This is a genomic window from Gottfriedia sp. ABJ_BB2_2, from assembly GCF_055484705.1.
Window position 1 is genome coordinate 60407 of sequence record NZ_JBVFKR010000012.1, and the last position, 17412, is coordinate 77818.

The window sequence follows — 17412 nt, forward strand, 5'->3', positions numbered from 1 at the left end:
AAAAGTTCGTTCTTTTTCTTTTATATTTTGGTGAATGTCTACATGTTAACTCTTTTATTTATGGAAATAATAGGTAATTATCAGTACGTTGTAGAAATAAGTAAAGATGAATAACACCATAAAGGAGAATATGAATGAGTAAATTCGGATTGTTTGGCAAGTTTACAGTAAAAGAGGATGAACGTGAATCTTTAGTAAATATTTTATTGGGAGCAGCTGAATCTATGGAGAATTTGGATGAATGTGAAATGTATCATGTAAGCATTTGCGAGAATGAGCCAAATTCAGTATTTGTATACGAAGTATGGAGCAGCGAGAATGCTCATCGAGAGTCGTTAACTCTTGAGTCTACACAATTATTAATCAAACAAGCGAAACCAATTATTACCGGAATGGAAAGAATTGCTACTCTCAAGCCAGAAGGTGGGAAGGGAATTTCATCTTAAGTTTAAATTGGAACGTCATTAAGAATTCATATAAAGTTTTGATAAAAATAAACCTACCTAAAATTCGTTTCTAAGGTAGGTTTTTTATATTTAGGTGAAATTGCCTTAATTAACTTAACCACCATAATTCAACAGGGTTTAACTCATATAAACTATTTTCACGATACATATATTGACACATAATTAGTTCACGTCGAAGTGTAGCATAGTCATCATGGAATTGTTTCAAATATTCATTAATCTCTTTTTCTTGATAAACTCTTCCAAATTCTAATCCTTTTATCATATGAGCAAGTACTACTAGTTTTTTCTTCCTTTGTGCAGGATAAATCTTTAATTTTCCATCTTTTGTGAAGAAATTATTGATAATGGCTGTACGCTCTTCTTCAGTAACTGACATTTCCATGGTTGAATTCCCTCCTGTACCGATAGTTATAATTGATTTTGCACTCATTTCCAATATTTTTAAATTAATAGAAAAATAGATTGTGTTCTTATCTCTGCGTTCCTTAATTAAACCAACTTCTCGAAGCTTCGAAATATGATGTGTAATCGTCGGGGGTTTTAAACCCAACTTTCCGGCAATCTCTTGACCACTCAATTGACCTTGCTGAAGCAAAGCGATTATACGAACACGGTTAAGATCCCCAAGTGCTTTATGAAAATCAACAATCTTGTTTAGCTGCATTATTTATCAACTACTTTCATTGGTATCTAATTAGATATTAATCTAATTAGATTAAATTTGCAAGTTAAAAAAGGAAAAATGTGGTATTTATTGAATACATATCATGAAAAGTAAATTGTATTGTGAAGTATTTGATGTGGTTGGGCGGTATTTTTGAATGGGATTTTATATTTTATCATTGGACTATGTTTAAAAATAAATCATGTTATTCAACAGAAAAAATAATCTATCAATTTAATCAGAATGAGCAATAATCTTATTTTCAGAAATTTTAGAAATATGTTATTCTTAAATTGATAGAATTTAAATTATAGAAAATTTGGAAGATAGAATTTACATAATAGGTTTCTTAACAAGCTCTTCCGTTCTTTCTGTATATCTACGGTGCTATTCTAAAGGAGAGGAGGCACTCTTTATGGAATCGTTAGAGGATATGTCATTTTTAGATGAGAAAAGACTAAGTAAGCATGTAGACTTGCATGAAGTATTAATGAATATGGTTAAAGGGTGTTATTACCTAAACGCAAAAATGGAATTTGTTTTTATTAACAAAGCTGCGGAGGCAATGATTGAGAAGCCAAAAGAAGAGCTAATTGGTGCTTGCATGTGGGATGTATTACCGAATTATATCGGAACTGATGTTTATAAATATTACAATAAAGCCTATGATGAACAGGAAATACAGACATTTGAAATCATTACTGAGTATTCTAAAAGAGCTGTAGAAATCAGAGTTATTCCTGATAAAAATGGGATTTTATCTATATTTACGGATGTAACAGAGAAGAAAAAGTATGAAGAAGAGCAAATGTATATTGAGAAAATTAGAATTATTGGTGAGATGGCAGCGGGTGTCGCTCATGAAGTACGGAACCCACTTACAATTGTAAAAGGCTTTTTGCAAGTGATTTCAGAGAATGATGATTTAAGTGACTATAAGGATATTTTCGCGTTAATGATCGACGAGATGAACCGTGTAAATAACATCATTTCGGAATTTCTTGATATAGCTAAAGTTAAGCCTAATAAAATTGAGTTTAATGATTTAAATGGAATCATAAGAACTTTAATTCCTTTGCTTGAAACGAGAGCATTAAAAGAAAATAAGTTCATACAATTAGAATTATCTAGTATTCCAACTATAAAAATTGATCAAAACGAAATTCGCCAGCTACTTTTGAATATGGTAAGCAATTCTTTAGATGCAATGAAGCCACATGACTCGGTAGTAATAAAAACGTATCATGAAGATGGTGCGGTTATTTTATCAATAATAGATAGCGGAATAGGGATTCCTCCCGAAATAAATGATCGAATTTCTACTCCGTTTGTCACTTCAAAGGAAAATGGAACGGGTCTAGGATTGGCAATCTGTTATGCAATCGCAAAAAGAAATAATGCTACGATTGACTTTGTATCAAGCTCAGATGGAACGACGTTTAATATTAGATTTTCATTGAAATGATTATTGTATAATAGTAAATGAGAAGATCTGTTAAAACAGGTCTTTTTTTGTTTGTCTTTAAAAGGGTGTAAAACATATTTGACATGTAAAATCTATTTTATTACTATATAAGTGTAAAACATATTTTACATATTTTACTAAAAAGGTGAAGTCATCATGATGAATAGAATAAAAGAATATCGAGAAAAATTAGAGATTTCACAAGGGAAATTAGCAGATTTGTGTCATGTAAGTAGACAAACGATTAATGCAATCGAGAATAATAAATATGATCCAAGTTTACTACTGGCATTTAATATAGCTAAAAACTTAGGCATTACAGTAGATGATTTATTTTGTTTTGAGGGGAAGAGTGATTAATGAGGACTCGAGGGATTACAGCAGTATTATCTGGTATTGCTTCAATAATTGTAGTGGGGTTTACTATTTATAAAATTTGGATTGGAAAAGAAGTTGGGTTTAATGAAGTTAGTTCAATATGCGGTTTATTAATATTGTTTTTAACTGCAATTACTTGGGGATCGAAAGAAGAGAAGGATGGTATTTTACAAGAGGAAGAATTGGGGCAAAGAATCATAGAGAAAAGCTCAAAAATTAGTTATTTCCTAATAATGATATTTGTGTTTCTAGCGGCAGTGATTGATAAATTAGTTTCAGGTTCTATTAATATAATGCTCCTATTATTATTAGTATTATCAATGATTACATTACCATTTGTAGAATTTCTAGTTGCCAAAAAATATCAATAAAATCACATTGAAGTAGTTATCTGACTAAATGTTTTTAATGTTTATCGACAAAAACATGTACTTGCTCCCGAATAATATTTTTATGAATTTATTTTCTAGTCATTGACTTTTTTTTTATCACATATTAGTATTAGGACAATTAAATTTTAACTTAGCGTTGACGAAGAGTAGTAACAATTACGGAAACTAAAGAGAGCTGATGGTTGGTGAGAATCAGTGTGAAAGTAATTGCGAATGGACTTCCGAGCTTCCAAACCGAACCGTTCGTTTAGTAGTAGGCTTTGGCGAGTAGCCTCCTCGTTATAAGAGGCGAGTATTCAGCAAAATTGGATACTGACAAAGCGAGCTGTTTATCAGCTAATGAAGGTGGCACCACGGGTCTCTCGTCCTTTTTAAGACGGGGGGCCTTTTTGTCTTTATTTTTAAAATCATATTGGTAAATCGCTGAGTAAGAAGAGTAAATATTGGTGAAAGTCACAGAGAGTTAGACATTGGTGAGAGTCTGACACAGGAACCTATATCGAATGGGCTTACGAGAGGCATCTTGAAATTGATAGTAGGGATGCACGGACTTCCACCGTTATAAGGATAGGATATCGGAGACTTAGTAACATCATTTGATTCATATCATGTGATGTGAAAAGATTTCCCGTATCTGAAAGTGGGATTAGACGTTTTCTAATCCAATCGAGGTGGTACCGCGGTATAAAATAATCGTCCTCTATATGTACAGTTTTCTGTGCGTATAGGGGACTTTTTTTATTTATTTGGTTCGATCAGAGCCAACTATAAACAAGTAAATTTTAGGAGGTTAAAGTGATATGTCATCAATACAAAACAAAGTAGAAATCTTATTTGAAACATTGCAAGGAGATACATTCACACCAATATCTCTTTTTAACAAATTATCTGGAACAAAGAAGTTTTTATTCGAAAGCTCATTTAAGCACCAGGATGCTGGCAGATATTCATTTATTGGTCGCAGTCCAGTGTTTGAGTTAATTGGGACGAATCAACAAGGAGAAGTTTTATATAGAAATGGACATAGAGAAGAGTTCAAAGGGAATCCATTTTTAAAATTAAAGGAGTTAATACCTCAACAAAAAGAGATTGATAATTACCAAATGCCATTCATAGGGGGAGGCATTGGATATGTTGGTTATGATATCGTTCGACAGTTTGAGGAAATTGGAAAAAGTTTAGAAGATACGATTGGAATGCCGGATATTCATCTCATGTTTTTTGAAGTTGTGATTGTTTTTGATCATTTAGAGCAACAAATATCAATTGTCGGGATCAAACTTTCGAATGAAACAACTACTGAAATGCTTGAAAGGGAAATTCAAGATCTTAAACAAGAAATATTGAATGAAAAGATTGAGAAGAAGCAAATGCCTTTCACATTTTCAACTTTCAACCCCGAAGTAACGAAGCAGCGATATATGACAAAGGTAGAGAAGGCAAAGAGCTATATTCAGTCAGGAGATATATTTCAAGTCGTTTTATCCCAGAGAATGAAGGCAAGTTTTGAAGGGAACCCGTTTGATTATTACCGTAAGTTACGAATTCAAAACCCTTCTCCTTATATGTACTTTATCGATTTTGGAACAAGCGTAGTGGCAGGTACATCTCCAGAAAGCTTAATCAAAGTGAGAGGTAGTCAAGTGATCACAAACCCGATTGCTGGTACGAAGCGTAGAGGGCAGACCCTCGAACAAGATGAAACGATTGAGAAAAATTTGATTCAAGATGAAAAGGAATTAGCTGAACATAAAATGCTCGTTGATTTAGGGAGAAATGATCTAGGCAAAGTTTGTGAATTCGGTTCGGTAAAATTAGAAAAATTTATGGACATTGAAAAATACAAGTATGTCATGCATTTAGTATCTGAGGTTAGTGGGAATTTAAAAGAACCATATACAGCACTTGATGCTTTTATATCATGTTTGCCAGCTGGAACTGTTTCTGGTGCACCGAAAATTAGGGCAATGGAAATCATTAATGAATTAGAAGAATCAAAAAGAGGCGTTTACTCTGGAGCTGTTGGTTATATTTCAGCAAATGGACATCTGGATTTTGCTTTGGCGATTCGAACGATCATATTTAAAAACGATAAAGCCTTTATTCAAGCAGGTGCGGGTATTGTTTACGACAGTTCACCTGAACAAGAGTATGAGGAAACGATTCATAAGATGAAAGCTTTTTTGGAGGGAAATCATGATATTACTAATTGATCATTATGACTCATTTACGTACAATCTTTATCAATTTCTAGGAGAACTCGGAGAAGAAGTATATGTAGCTCGTTATGACAAAATCAGCATAGAGGAGATCGAACAGTTAAAGCCAAAAGCAATCGTACTTTCACCGGGACCAGGTAAACCAGAAGAAAAATACGAGACGCTTGATTTGATAAAAAGGTTTTATGACTCAATTCCAATGCTTGGGATTTGTTTAGGCCATCAAGCAATTGGCTATGTTTTTGGTGCCACTATTCAAAAAGCAATGACTATTAAACATGGGAAAACATCAAACATTACACACCATGGAAGTAGTTTATTTGCATACTTACAACAGCCTTTGGAGGTCATGAGATACCATTCCCTGGTGATTAAAAAGGAGAGTTTACCATATTACTTTGAAACATTAGCAACATCAATGGATGATCAAGAAATTATGGCAATCAAGCATAGAAGATATCCGATTTATGGCATGCAGTTTCACCCCGAGTCGATCGGTACAAAGCAAGGTAAGCAGTTATTACAAAATTTTTTAAATGAGATTAAGGAGGAGTTTAGACATGAAAGAGTATCTTCAAAGATTAGCAAATAAAGAATCCTTTTCGGCGGAGGAAATGCAATTAGCAGTTGGACAAATGCTTTTGGATGAAGAGATATCTGATAGTGAGATTGCTGCATTTTTAATTGCTTTAAAAACAAAGGGAGAAACAGTTGATGAAATAGCAGGACTTGTAAATGCAATTAGGAGCAATACGATTGGGTTTTCTCGAAAGTTTCAGAATGTCATTGATAATTGTGGAACAGGTGGAGATCGTTCACTTAGCTTTAACGTAAGTACGACATCGGCATTCGTCATTGCCGGCTCCGGATTAACAGTAGCTAAGCACGGCAACAGAAGTATGTCTAGTAAAACAGGAAGTGCGGATGTTTTAGAAGAGCTTGGCGTTCACTTATCCATTCCATCTCATTATGCAGAAGAATTATTAGAAAAGATTGGGATTGCTTTTTTATTCGCACCACATGTTCACCCGAAGCTAAAAAAAGTGATGAAGGTAAGACGAGAGTTGCAAATTCCAACGATTTTTAATTTAATCGGACCTTTAACAAATCCGATTGAGTTAGAAACGCAATTATTGGGTATTTATCGACGTGATTATTTAGAAATGTTTGCTGAAGTATTAAAAAAACTTGGACGAAAAAGGGCAATTGTAATAAATGGTGCAGGTCATCTTGATGAAGCTTCTCTTGAAGGAAAAAATCACTTAGTCCTATTGGAAAATGGAAATCTGAAAAAAATGACGCTACATCCCGAAGAAGTTGGCCTAAGCTGCTATCCTAATGCATCAATTATCGGAGGAGATTCGAAAGTGAATGCAGACATCCTTTTAGGCGTTTTAAAGGGAGAAAAGGGAGCATTTCGTGACACGGTCTTATTAAATGCAGGACTTGCAATCTATACATCGGGTACGGTGCAAAATATTTCAGATGGCATCAAAAAAGCGCAAGAGAGTATAGACTCTGGAGCTGCTTATGAAAAATTATGTCTGTTAGTAGAACAAACGACACAACTCAAAAAAGGGGTGATTTAAATGGGAACTATTTTGGAGCGAATTCTTGATGAAAAACGGAAAGAAGTAAAAAAATTGAAAGAGTTGAAAAGAAAAGAATTAATGAAAGAAACAACATATTCACTCATCCAACAGCTTGAACAAGCAAACACCTTATCAGTTATTGCTGAGTTTAAGAGAGCTTCACCTTCTAAGGGGGATATAAATATTCACTTAAACCCAGCAGAGCAAGCCAAAAATTATTCAGATAATGGAGCAGCCGCAATTTCGGTTTTAACAGATGCTACCTTTTTTAAAGGGTCATTTCATGATTTAAGACTTGTTAGAGAAGCGGTAGACATTCCAATTTTATGTAAGGATTTTATCATTGATCAAGTTCAAATAGATTTAGCAAAAGAAAATGGAGCAAATATTATTCTATTAATCGCAGCTGCCTTAACTTCTTCTGAACTATGTGCGTTATATCAATATGCGATACATCAAAACCTGGAAGTGTTAATGGAAGTCCATAATGAAGCTGATTTAGAAAAAGCATTTGAAGTCGGTCCTAAGTTAATTGGAATCAATAATCGAGACTTAAAAACATTTGAAGTTGATTTAAAAGTAACTGAAAGATTGTCACCATCTATTCAAGCATTTGGAAGCTATGTCATAAGTGAAAGTGGGATATTTACGAATAAGGATGCGAAAAGGGTCAGTGCTGCAGGTGCAAGAGGTGTACTTGTAGGAGAAGCTTTAATGAGAAGTGAAGACTTGACTACTAGTATGAAAGATTTAATGGTTCCTAAATTGAAGGGGGCAATACAGTGAATGTGAAAATCTGTGGGATTACAGATTGTAAAACAGCGCAATTCGCTATAGAGGCTGGAGCTGATGCAATCGGCTTTGTTTTTGCTGAGAGTAAACGTCAAATTAGTGTATCTAAAGCTAAGGAAATCATTCGAACACTCCCAAAACATATTCTCAAAATAGGTGTCTTTGTAAATGAAACAAAGGAGAATGTAGAATCGATTTTTGAAGAAGTTGGGTTGACTCATTTACAACTTCACGGAGATGAATCTCCTGCGTTTTGCCAAGCAATACGCTATCCAGTTATAAAGGCTATTCGAATAGAATCTGAATCAGATATTGATCAAATCGCTGAATATCATTGTGATTATATTTTAGTAGATAGCCCTCTTGGACCGTATAGAGGCGGGAATGGGACAACATTTGATTGGAATCTACTTATTCATAAAAATATTGAAAGAAACTTGATTTTAGCTGGTGGGTTGACGATTGATAATGTTTTATTTGCAAGTGAAATCGTGAAACCAGTGATGGTTGATGTAAGCAGCGGAGTAGAAACAGATGGCAAGAAGGATGAAAAGAAAATAGAAGCTTTTATTACAACAGTAAAAAGAGGAGGAATTTGATATGAAAAGTTATGTAATGCCTGATTTGAAGGGGCACTTCGGAATGTATGGTGGAAAATATATACCTGAAACACTTGTTCAAGCCGTTACTGAGTTAGAGGAAGCATATACAAACGTAAAGAATGATCCGAGTTTTTTTAATGAAGTAGAAAAACTATTAAAAGATTATGTAGGGCGGGAAACACCGCTTTATTATGCAGAGAATTTAACAAAGTATGCAAATGGAGCTCAAATTTATTTAAAACGAGAAGATTTAAATCATACTGGTGCTCACAAAATTAATAATACAATCGGTCAAGCACTACTTGCAGTCAAAATGGGAAAAAGAAAAATAGTAGCAGAAACTGGAGCGGGGCAGCATGGAGTAGCGACTGCAACAGTCTGTGCCCTGCTTAATCTTGATTGTGTTATATTCATGGGTGCTGAAGATGTTAAAAGACAAGAGCTTAATGTTTTCAGAATGGAGCTTCTTGGTGCAAAGGTTGTAAGTGTTGAATCTGGAAGTGCAACCTTAAAGGATGCTGTCAATGAAGCACTACGTTATTGGGTTGCAAATGTGGATGATACCCACTATTTACTTGGTTCTGTTATGGGACCTCATCCATTTCCAATGATGGTTCGTGATTTTCAAAGTGTAATTGGGAAAGAGACAAGGAAGCAGTTTTTTGCTAGAAACAATAGACTACCGGATGCAGTTGTAGCTTGCATTGGCGGAGGGAGTAATGCTATCGGAATGTTCCATCCATTTATTGAAGATCATACTGTGCAACTTTTTGGTGTTGAAGCGGCAGGTCATGGTGTTAATACTGACAAACAAGCAGCTTCACTAACAAAAGGAGTTCCTGGTGTTTTACATGGAGCGTTAATGTATCTTCTTCAAGATGAGCACGGACAAATACAAGAAGCACATTCTATTTCAGCTGGACTAGATTATCCGGGTGTTGGTCCAGAGCATTGCTACTTAAAGGATATAGGCAGAGTTCAATATGAATCAATTACTGACAAAGAAGCTTTGGACGCGTTTCAACTGCTTGCAAAATTAGAAGGTATTATACCTGCATTAGAAAGTGCTCATGCTGTTGCATTTGCGATAAAACAAGCTGCAAGTATGAGGGAAGATGAAAGTTTAGTTATTTGTCTGTCTGGTAGAGGCGATAAAGATGTTCATACTGTTCGTGAATTTTTAAAGGGGGAAGCTTAAAATGAACCGAATTGAACAACAATTTTCAGAGCGACTACTAAATAGAGAAAAGCTTTTTGTTCCATATATAATGGCAGGTGATGGTGGATTAGAAGTGCTTGGAGAGCGACTTGCTCTACTTGAAGAGTTTGGTGCATCTGCAATTGAAATTGGTATTCCATTTTCGGATCCTGTTGCTGATGGACCAACGATACAAAAAGCAGGAATCCGTGCTTTACAAGCTGGAACAACATTACGAGATGTTCTAGATGAATTGAATGAAATTCGCTCAAAGATTTCAATCCCGATCATTATTATGACTTATATGAATCCAATTATGGCCTATGGAATAAAAAAGTTTGTCTCAAATTGTAAAAAAGCAGGAATAGATGGTTGTATTATACCCGATTTACCGATTGAGGAAGAAGGGATGATTGTCAATCAACTAGAGTTAGCTGGAATTGAGCTAATTCGATTAGTGACAATGACTACTCCAAAAGACAGAATCCAAAAAATTGCGCAAAAAGGCAGAGGTTTTCTTTATACTGTTACAGTAAAAGGAATAACTGGAGTTCGAAATGAATTTAATGGAGATCTGGCTACATTTTTAAAAAGTGTAAAAGAATTAAGTAGTATACCCGTACTCGCTGGTTTTGGTGTCTCTACTTCTGAACAAGTGAAAGAATTAAGTCGAGATTGTGATGGTGTAGTTGTTGGGAGTAAAATTGTAGAATTATTGAATGAGGAGAAAGTTTCTGAGGTTAAACATTTGATTCAATCTATAAAAAAGAACGAAATAATGAAGTAATAGTGACAGAGGATCTTCTAAGTAGAAGATCCTTTTATTATTTTGTCTGTTACTTTTAGGACATATGTCCTTCCCAAGTTATATGTAGATATCTTTTAATAATAGAGAAAATAAAATTAGGGAGAGAACATAAATGAAAGGGAGCTTATTTGCTTTTTTAGGTGGTGCTTTTATAACGATACAGGGTGTAGCCAATGCTCATATTAGTCAGGATATAGGAACTTGGCAAACAGCAACGATTACGCAATTTTCTGGGTTTATATTAGCATTTATTATTTTATTATTTGTGAAAGACGGAAAATGGCAAATGCTAAGAAAAGTAAAGCCATTATATTTGACTAGTGGCGCATTGGGTGCAATCATTATTTTCAGTAATGTTACATCTATTCATAAGATCGGTGTAACAATTTCGATTTCAGCTTTATTAATTGCTCAGCTATGTATGACTTATTTAGTAGATCTTACTGGTTGGTTCAATGTCGTAAAGCAGAAAAAGCGACCATTACAATTTATAGGCATTACAATGATGATAGCTGGAGTGGTGATCTTAGGCTATTAAGATAAATAAAAAACGTAAACGTGTGGAGCTGAACAACATTATGAAGGAATTGAAGGATCAAGAGCTGTTAAGCTATTATTTAAAAAATCATAAGATTGAATCAATTTTTAATGACAAGTTAATGCCACACTTAATATTGTATAGCTTTGATCAAGGAGAGCTTATTTGTTCTCAAGGTGATTCTCCACATTATTTATACTTCCTTGTTAAAGGGAAACTGAAGATTTATACGACTTCAATTGAAGGAAGAACATTAATTCTTTCTTTTAAGAAGCCGGTGGAAGTAATTGGTGATATTGAGTACGTTCGTGGTACAGATTTTCTCAATACAGTGGAGGCAGTTTCTTCAGTTCACATGATTGGCGTTCATCATCAATGGCTAAAAAAATATGGAAAAGATTTTCCGCCATTACTACAGTTTTTACTAGAAATTATTACAGAAAAATTTTATATAAAATCAAATTCTTTGAGTTTTAATTTAATGCATCCTGTTGAAGTCCGATTAGCTAGTTATTTATTATCGGTATCCTTTGATGAATCGAATTCACTTTTGGAAGATCAATTGAGTTCAGCAACATTAAAAGATGTAGCAAATTTAATTGGAACGAGTTATCGACATATGAATCGCGTTATCCAACAGTTTTGTATGGATGGTTTAGTGGAGCGTAAGGATGGTTTTATTCTTATAAAGGATCGAGAGGGACTAGTCTCGCTTTCAGGTCACAGCATTTATGAATAGTAATGAAGATAAACGAAATTAGGAGTGTTGTCACAATGGTAATTGGATTATTTTTGGCGGTCCTTGCAGGTTCGTTAGTTGGCCTTCAAAATATTTTTAACAGTAAAGTAAACGAACGAGCTGGGTCTCAGACAACAACAACACTCGTTTTAGGAATGGGATTTTTAGCATCTTTAGTTATAGGTCTTTTTATTGAAGGAACGAGTTTATTTCATTTTCAGAATATGAAACCTTGGTATTGGTTTAGTGGATTTATTGGTGTCGGTGTTGTTACTTGTTTAGTGCAAGGGGTTAAATATCTTGGGCCAACGTATGCAATATCAATCGCCTTAGCCTCTCAATTGCTCTTTGCAGTCTTATTTGACTCTTTCGGGATGTTTGGACTTGAAAAAGTTCCTTTTACCTTGAAGGAATGTATTGGCGTACTAATTATTATGTCTGGTATGATTTTATTTAAACTGAGCGGTGAGAGTGAAAAACAAGAATCGCAGGCTGCTTAAAATATGATGCAATGAATCTATTATCATATCAATAAGTGATACGATTAAACGGGGAGATAATTATGAATAAATACACAACTTTATTATTTGATGTAGATGATACTTTATTAGATTTTGGAGCAGCGGAGAAAGTAGCTTTGCGTTTACTTTTTGAAGAGCATCAATTAAATTTGACACCAGAGATTGAGTCTCATTATAGAGTCATTAATCAAGGCCTTTGGAAGCAATTTGAAGATGGAATTATCGAACGTTCTGAAGTATTAAATACACGGTTTTCGACTTTATTAAAAGAGTATGGACACATTGTTGATGGAGCATTACTAGAAAAAAGTTATCGACAATATTTAGAAGAAGGAAAACAACTTGTAGATGGTGCTTTTGAATTAGTAGAAAATCTACAAAATCATTACGATTTATACATCGTGACGAATGGAGATTCTCTGACTCAATATAAACGATTAAGTGCGTCTGGTTTACAGCCGATCTTTAAAGATATTTTTGTATCTGAGGACACTGGTTTCCAAAAACCTATGAAGGAATATTTTGATTATGTTTTTGAGAGAATACCTAATTTTAATGTGAATACAGGGTTAATAATAGGGGATTCTTTAAACGCTGATATTAAAGGTGGACACCAAGCGGGATTAGATACTTGCTGGTTTAATCCTCTTAGAAAGCAAAATGATACTAATCTAATTCCAACCTATGAAATACAAAATCTTGATGAACTTTATCAAATATTAAATGTAAATAAAAGATTATTAGTTTAATTGAGATCGATATAGTGGAAAGTAAGCGAAAAGTCCTAGATTTTTCGCTTTTTTTTATAGATATTTAGAAAAATTTTACATTTAACACAGTTGACATTGATAATCATTTTCAACTATTATAGTAACTGAGTTTTTAATGATAATAATTATCATTTTCATTTGAAATAATCTATGATTAGGGGATGATTAGAAATGCTTGATGTTCAGAACAAAAATACAACAATTGATCATACTTTATTTGATCAGGAGGAGCTAAATACACTTGCGTATATTAAAAGTGAAAAACCTGATTTATTGAATAGTTATCTTTCAAATATAAAAGTTGGACGAAGAGGTATTTTTCAACGTCTTCTACAAGCCTTTATTCGTGAGAAGCTCATTGAAGAAGATAGAGTTGTAAGACTAGATGGAAATGAATCAAATATATGCATTAATCTTCCTAGCGGAAAAACAGTAAAATTTGCTGTGAGTAAACATCATTCTTTAGAAAGGTTTGATGTTTTAGGTGATCCAATTGTTATTCATCAAGAACAAACAAACATACTAACCCATCCTGTTGCATTTATAGATTTACTAAAGCAAGAAGGATTGTTAGACGTAGCAGAAGTAGAACAATATGAACGCTTTAAGCTTGAAATACAAAATGGTGTAGCAAATTTAACGTTAGCATTGACGGGTGCATCGATTAGAAATATTGATTTAATGAAAGAAGCTGAAAACGCTAATTGTCAAACCTCGTTAGAATGGGTACTGAAGCAGAAGAAAGAAAGTAAATATTTTAGTCCACTAGCTTTTTATGAACAATGTGTAGTCGAAGGTCATCCTTTGCATCCAGGCGCTAAAACTAAATTTGGTTTACAGGTTGCAGATGTTATTCAATACTCACCTGAGTGGGGGGCAACCCCTGAGGTTGCTTTAGTAGCAGTACAAAAGGAAAGCTGTCATATATCATCTATTGATCATCAATCAGTAACGAGACGTTTATACGAGGAGTATGAAGGCTTACAACTAGCTGTTTTTAATACTTTACATAAAAAAGGATTAAATCCTGAACGATATGAGTTAATACCAGTACATCCGTGGCAGTTTAAAAATACTTTAAACGTATTATACAAAGAAGAAATGCAATTGGAAAAGATAATACCAATTGAAAATTATAGAATTTCAACACAATCCTTGGTTTCCTTCCGTTCATTAGCACCAATCCAAAGGTTAGGAGAAGGAAAGCATCATATAAAAACTGCGGTGAATGTACAAACAACAAGTGCAATCCGTACGGTATCGCCTAACTCTGTTGTAAATGGACCGATTCTTTCGAACATACTTGATGCTATACAAAAAAAAGAAAGTGAGTTTGACGGAAATTTCGTTGTTCTAAAAGAACAAGCAGGTGTATTTTTTCAACCAGACAGAAAAGGATTATCTGATGAAGAATTAGGAACACACCAGGCTAATTTAGCCTCAATTTTAAGAGAGAATCCTGAAAGTTATGTTCGTCATGAGGATGAAATTCCTATGGCAGCAGCTTCATTAATAGCAGAATCACCGATTAGTGGAAAGCCAATCGTTATTGAATTAATTGAAGAATTCGCGAAAAAACATAATGGAATGGATCGTATAGAAGCTACTAATCTATTTATTGAAAAATATGCACAAGTAGCTCTACCCGGATTTTTAACATTAATGGTTAGATATGGAATTAGTTTGGAAGGTCATATGCAAAATAGTGTATCTGTTTTCCGAAACGGAGAACTTGTGCGTATGTTAATTAGAGATTTTGGTGGCATTCGAATATTACCTGCAAGATTATGGAGACAGGGATATGAAGCAGATTTTTATCCGAACTCATCTATTGTCACAAACCAGGAAAGTCAATTACGTAGTATTATTTCGTATTCTGTTATGCAAAATCATTTTGCGGAATTAATCACATGCATTGTACGTGCTTTAGATATTGAAGAAGAGCAACTTTGGAAAGTAGTCATAAAAGTTAGTAGAGCTATTTTTAAAGAATTGAAAAAGGACGCTACAATCAAAGACCAAGCGGCTGCAGATGAAGAAGCATTTTTCCAACCAATGATTAACTTAAAAGCTTTAGCTACAATGAGACTTCGAGGAGATATCTCTGCCTATTCATTTATGAAGGTTCAAAATCCAATGAGTGATAATTGGAAAGGGGCGAATCAATTATGAATACAAGATTAACTCAAGTTCTTGATGATGATGATTTGGAAACAGCCTTCAAAACCATTCGAGAAGGTCATTTATTAAAAGACGAATTGAAGATAAAAACATTCTTAGAAGAACATAATCCTAATTTGATTTCTTACTTCATGAACTCAATTGAAAAAGGAAGAACAGGGATATTAAAGCGACTTGTCGGTTCAATGTTAAGAGAAAATATTTTTGAACTTACTTCTAAATCTCATGATTTATATGTGATTGATACGATTTATGCATTAAATGTATCTGCGATTGATGAGTATTGGCAAGCAGTTCTTCAAAAGCTACAATCGTTCGGTTTAGATATCGGAAGAACATATAAAATTTATCCACTGCACCAAAATGAATGCATTGTAATTCCTATCAGCAAAACCTATGCTTTTAATCGAATTGATGTTGATGGCGCTATTTTACACGTGTCAAAAAGTAATGTTAATGTAATCAATCATTCGGTGGAGTTTTTGGAGTTAATCCGACGACATAAAGTAGCTTATCAAGAAGGAATTATATTCGCTTGGGAGCAATTAGCAGATGAATTGGTAAATGGCAGCGCCAACTTGGCATTGTCCTACGCATACTGGGAGCTAAAGAAGAAAGAACTACAAAGTGATGTAAAAAAGTTAGGCGTGTTTAATGCGATTGATTGGGTAATAAAAAAGAAAAAACAAGTGAGTCAATTTGATTCAAGCTTGTTTTTCGAGCAATTAACGATAGAAGGTCATAATCTTCACCCGGGTACGAAAACAAAGATTGGCATGGAGCCTGATGATGTTTTTCGATTTTCTCCAGAATTCGATGGTGTTGCACAAATCCATTTTGTAGCGATTAAAAAAGAGTATGCTGAATGGTGTGTAGTAAATGAAAATGAAGTGGATGCGAATGCTCTTCTATTCCAATCTTACCCCGACTTAGAAAGAGTGGTAAAAAAGCAATTTAGAGACATAAATCTTTTAATTGAAAATTATGTAATTGTGCCAGTACACCAATGGCAACTTGAAAATGCCATACCTGGTATTTATGAAGAGGAAATAGCAGAGAAAGTGGTCGTACCGATCGATGATTATACTGTTTCAAGTGGCTCAACTTCATCATTTAGAACATTAGTGCCTCTTGAAAATAGAGATGTGGATTCATTTGCAATAAAAGTAGCAGTAAATAGTCAGATGACCTCTACAGTACGTACCATATCTGCAAATACAACCAATAATTCAACAGTCTTTACTAGACTCATCCGAACCATAATGAATATGGAGAATGGGTTACGTAAAACTTTTATTCCTGTATGTGAGGTGGCTGGCTATAATTTTAAAATAAATGAAGATAACCAGCATAAGAATAGAAACCTTTCAGCGGTTCTTCGAGAAAATATTGAATCGTTTATAGAAGAGAATGAAGTTGCAATTGTCGGTAGCTCACTATTTTCTGAGTCACCTATTTCGGAAAAGATGATATTTGCTGAATTAATTGAGAAGTTTTCAAAAGAAACGAATGAAACATCTGTCAGAAGTGCTGTGACTCAGTTTATCAAGGAATACGCTTCACTTATCATTCCGGGTGCTCTAACACTTCTTGTTAAATATGGAATTGGTTTAGAAGGACATTTACAAAATAGTGTGATGGTATTTAAAGATGGTCGACCTGTTCGTTTGCTTTTCCGAGATTGGGGTGGTGTTCGAATACATAAGGAAAGGCTTGAAAAACATCAATTTCATGCTGATTTTTATCCTGGATCAGTGACAGTAACGAGTCAGTTAAATGAAGTGCATAATAAACTATTTTATACAGTTTTCCAAAATCATTTTGGTGAGTTAATTCTTCAAGCCTGTAAAACTTATGGATTAAGTGAAAGAGAGTTATGGAATGAAATTCACTTATTATGTCGTAAAGTGTTTGAAGAGCTTGAAGCTGATGTTTTGTATGCTGAAAATGTCATTATTGATCGAGATGCTTTATATAAAGCGAAAGTAGAACACAAGGCACTTGCGAAAATGCGTTTAGATCCGGATATGAAAGGGTATTCGTATGCAATTGTCCCAAATCCACTTCATGATTTTAAGTGAAA

18 protein-coding genes and 2 other annotated features are annotated in these 17412 nt (G+C 34.1%); of the genes, 17 read left to right on the top strand and 1 reads right to left on the bottom strand.

What is annotated here, in order from left to right; genetic code table 11:
* Positions 1-134: 134 nt before the first annotated feature.
* Positions 135-446 (top strand): putative quinol monooxygenase, encoded by a 312-nt coding sequence (locus ACX6U0_RS18965; RefSeq protein WP_464961417.1) that lies wholly within the window; start codon positions 135-137, stop codon positions 444-446.
* A 109-nt stretch (positions 447-555) separates the two neighbouring features.
* On the opposite strand, the gene ACX6U0_RS18970 is transcribed toward ACX6U0_RS18965, so the two are convergent.
* A complete protein-coding gene (locus tag ACX6U0_RS18970) occupies positions 556-1134 on the bottom strand; it encodes a DUF2087 domain-containing protein (RefSeq protein WP_464961418.1) in 579 nt (192 codons plus the stop codon).
* A 415-nt stretch (positions 1135-1549) separates the two neighbouring features.
* Here ACX6U0_RS18970 and ACX6U0_RS18975 point away from each other — a divergent pair, with 415 nt between their 5' ends.
* From ACX6U0_RS18975 to ACX6U0_RS19050, 16 genes are all read left to right on the top strand, one after another.
* Complete coding sequence (locus ACX6U0_RS18975; protein WP_464961419.1) at positions 1550-2599, top strand: ATP-binding protein; 1050 nt, start codon at positions 1550-1552, stop codon at positions 2597-2599.
* Between the two features lie 156 nt (positions 2600-2755).
* Positions 2756-2959, top strand: a complete 204-nt coding sequence (locus ACX6U0_RS18980) for a helix-turn-helix transcriptional regulator (RefSeq protein ID WP_464961420.1) — start codon at positions 2756-2758, stop codon at positions 2957-2959.
* Positions 2959-3348, top strand: a complete 390-nt coding sequence (locus tag ACX6U0_RS18985; protein WP_464961421.1) for a hypothetical protein — start codon at positions 2959-2961, stop codon at positions 3346-3348. The genes ACX6U0_RS18980 and ACX6U0_RS18985 overlap by 1 nt, the downstream gene beginning before the upstream one ends.
* Positions 3349-3496: 148 nt before the next feature.
* Positions 3497-3742, top strand: a binding site (T-box leader).
* A gap of 41 nt (positions 3743-3783) precedes the next feature.
* Positions 3784-4073, top strand: a binding site (T-box leader).
* 96 nt (positions 4074-4169) lie between these two features.
* On the top strand, positions 4170-5582 hold the full coding sequence (gene trpE, locus ACX6U0_RS18990; protein WP_464961422.1) for an anthranilate synthase component I: 1413 nt from the start codon (positions 4170-4172) through the stop codon (positions 5580-5582).
* Positions 5566-6180 carry an anthranilate synthase component II gene (locus ACX6U0_RS18995; RefSeq protein WP_464961423.1) on the top strand — a complete coding sequence of 205 codons (615 nt, stop codon included), beginning with the start codon at positions 5566-5568 and terminating at the stop codon, positions 6178-6180. Before trpE ends, ACX6U0_RS18995 begins: the two co-directional genes overlap by 17 nt.
* On the top strand, positions 6149-7177 hold the full coding sequence (gene trpD / locus ACX6U0_RS19000; protein ID WP_464961424.1) for an anthranilate phosphoribosyltransferase: 1029 nt from the start codon (positions 6149-6151) through the stop codon (positions 7175-7177). The genes ACX6U0_RS18995 and trpD overlap by 32 nt, the downstream gene beginning before the upstream one ends.
* Positions 7178-7966 (top strand): indole-3-glycerol phosphate synthase TrpC, encoded by a 789-nt coding sequence (gene trpC / locus ACX6U0_RS19005; RefSeq protein WP_464961425.1) that lies wholly within the window; start codon positions 7178-7180, stop codon positions 7964-7966.
* Entirely contained in the window at positions 7963-8571 is a 609-nt protein-coding gene (locus ACX6U0_RS19010) for a phosphoribosylanthranilate isomerase (RefSeq protein ID WP_464961426.1), read from the top strand. The genes trpC and ACX6U0_RS19010 overlap by 4 nt, the downstream gene beginning before the upstream one ends.
* 1 nt (position 8572) lies before the next feature.
* Complete coding sequence (gene trpB, locus ACX6U0_RS19015) at positions 8573-9772, top strand: tryptophan synthase subunit beta (RefSeq protein ID WP_464961427.1); 1200 nt, start codon at positions 8573-8575, stop codon at positions 9770-9772.
* 1 nt (position 9773) lies between these two features.
* Positions 9774-10559: a tryptophan synthase subunit alpha gene (gene trpA, locus ACX6U0_RS19020; RefSeq protein ID WP_464961428.1), complete on the top strand. Its 786-nt coding sequence runs from the start codon at positions 9774-9776 to the stop codon at positions 10557-10559.
* A gap of 133 nt (positions 10560-10692) precedes the next feature.
* On the top strand, positions 10693-11118 hold the full coding sequence (locus ACX6U0_RS19025; protein ID WP_464961429.1) for a DMT family transporter: 426 nt from the start codon (positions 10693-10695) through the stop codon (positions 11116-11118).
* A 40-nt stretch (positions 11119-11158) separates the two neighbouring features.
* Positions 11159-11857, top strand: coding sequence for a Crp/Fnr family transcriptional regulator (locus tag ACX6U0_RS19030; protein WP_464961430.1), 699 nt, complete (start codon positions 11159-11161; stop codon positions 11855-11857).
* 35 nt (positions 11858-11892) lie between these two features.
* Positions 11893-12357: a DMT family transporter gene (locus ACX6U0_RS19035; RefSeq protein WP_464961431.1), complete on the top strand. Its 465-nt coding sequence runs from the start codon at positions 11893-11895 to the stop codon at positions 12355-12357.
* 62 nt (positions 12358-12419) lie between these two features.
* Entirely contained in the window at positions 12420-13127 is a 708-nt protein-coding gene (locus ACX6U0_RS19040) for a YjjG family noncanonical pyrimidine nucleotidase (protein WP_464961432.1), read from the top strand.
* A 192-nt stretch (positions 13128-13319) separates the two neighbouring features.
* Positions 13320-15320, top strand: coding sequence for an IucA/IucC family protein (locus tag ACX6U0_RS19045; protein ID WP_464961433.1), 2001 nt, complete (start codon positions 13320-13322; stop codon positions 15318-15320).
* Positions 15317-17410 (top strand): IucA/IucC family protein, encoded by a 2094-nt coding sequence (locus ACX6U0_RS19050; protein WP_464961434.1) that lies wholly within the window; start codon positions 15317-15319, stop codon positions 17408-17410. Before ACX6U0_RS19045 ends, ACX6U0_RS19050 begins: the two co-directional genes overlap by 4 nt.
* Positions 17411-17412 lie beyond the last annotated feature (2 nt).

Bases quoted from the DNA above. Each gene is read 5' to 3' on its own strand.
- ACX6U0_RS18965 (WP_464961417.1), top strand. From the start codon at position 135: ATGAGTAAATTCGGATTGTTTGGCAAGTTTACAGTAAAAGAGGATGAA.
- ACX6U0_RS18970 (WP_464961418.1), bottom strand. From the start codon at position 1,134: ATGCAGCTAAACAAGATTGTTGATTTTCATAAAGCACTTGGGGATCTT.
- ACX6U0_RS18975 (WP_464961419.1), top strand. From the start codon at position 1,550: ATGGAATCGTTAGAGGATATGTCATTTTTAGATGAGAAAAGACTAAGT.
- ACX6U0_RS18980 (WP_464961420.1), top strand. From the start codon at position 2,756: ATGATGAATAGAATAAAAGAATATCGAGAAAAATTAGAGATTTCACAA.
- ACX6U0_RS18985 (WP_464961421.1), top strand. From the start codon at position 2,959: ATGAGGACTCGAGGGATTACAGCAGTATTATCTGGTATTGCTTCAATA.
- trpE (WP_464961422.1), top strand. From the start codon at position 4,170: ATGTCATCAATACAAAACAAAGTAGAAATCTTATTTGAAACATTGCAA.
- ACX6U0_RS18995 (WP_464961423.1), top strand. From the start codon at position 5,566: ATGATATTACTAATTGATCATTATGACTCATTTACGTACAATCTTTAT.
- trpD (WP_464961424.1), top strand. From the start codon at position 6,149: ATGAAAGAGTATCTTCAAAGATTAGCAAATAAAGAATCCTTTTCGGCG.
- trpC (WP_464961425.1), top strand. From the start codon at position 7,178: ATGGGAACTATTTTGGAGCGAATTCTTGATGAAAAACGGAAAGAAGTA.
- trpB (WP_464961427.1), top strand. From the start codon at position 8,573: ATGAAAAGTTATGTAATGCCTGATTTGAAGGGGCACTTCGGAATGTAT.
- trpA (WP_464961428.1), top strand. From the start codon at position 9,774: ATGAACCGAATTGAACAACAATTTTCAGAGCGACTACTAAATAGAGAA.
- ACX6U0_RS19025 (WP_464961429.1), top strand. From the start codon at position 10,693: ATGAAAGGGAGCTTATTTGCTTTTTTAGGTGGTGCTTTTATAACGATA.
- ACX6U0_RS19030 (WP_464961430.1), top strand. From the start codon at position 11,159: ATGAAGGAATTGAAGGATCAAGAGCTGTTAAGCTATTATTTAAAAAAT.
- ACX6U0_RS19035 (WP_464961431.1), top strand. From the start codon at position 11,893: ATGGTAATTGGATTATTTTTGGCGGTCCTTGCAGGTTCGTTAGTTGGC.
- ACX6U0_RS19040 (WP_464961432.1), top strand. From the start codon at position 12,420: ATGAATAAATACACAACTTTATTATTTGATGTAGATGATACTTTATTA.
- ACX6U0_RS19045 (WP_464961433.1), top strand. From the start codon at position 13,320: ATGCTTGATGTTCAGAACAAAAATACAACAATTGATCATACTTTATTT.
- ACX6U0_RS19050 (WP_464961434.1), top strand. From the start codon at position 15,317: ATGAATACAAGATTAACTCAAGTTCTTGATGATGATGATTTGGAAACA.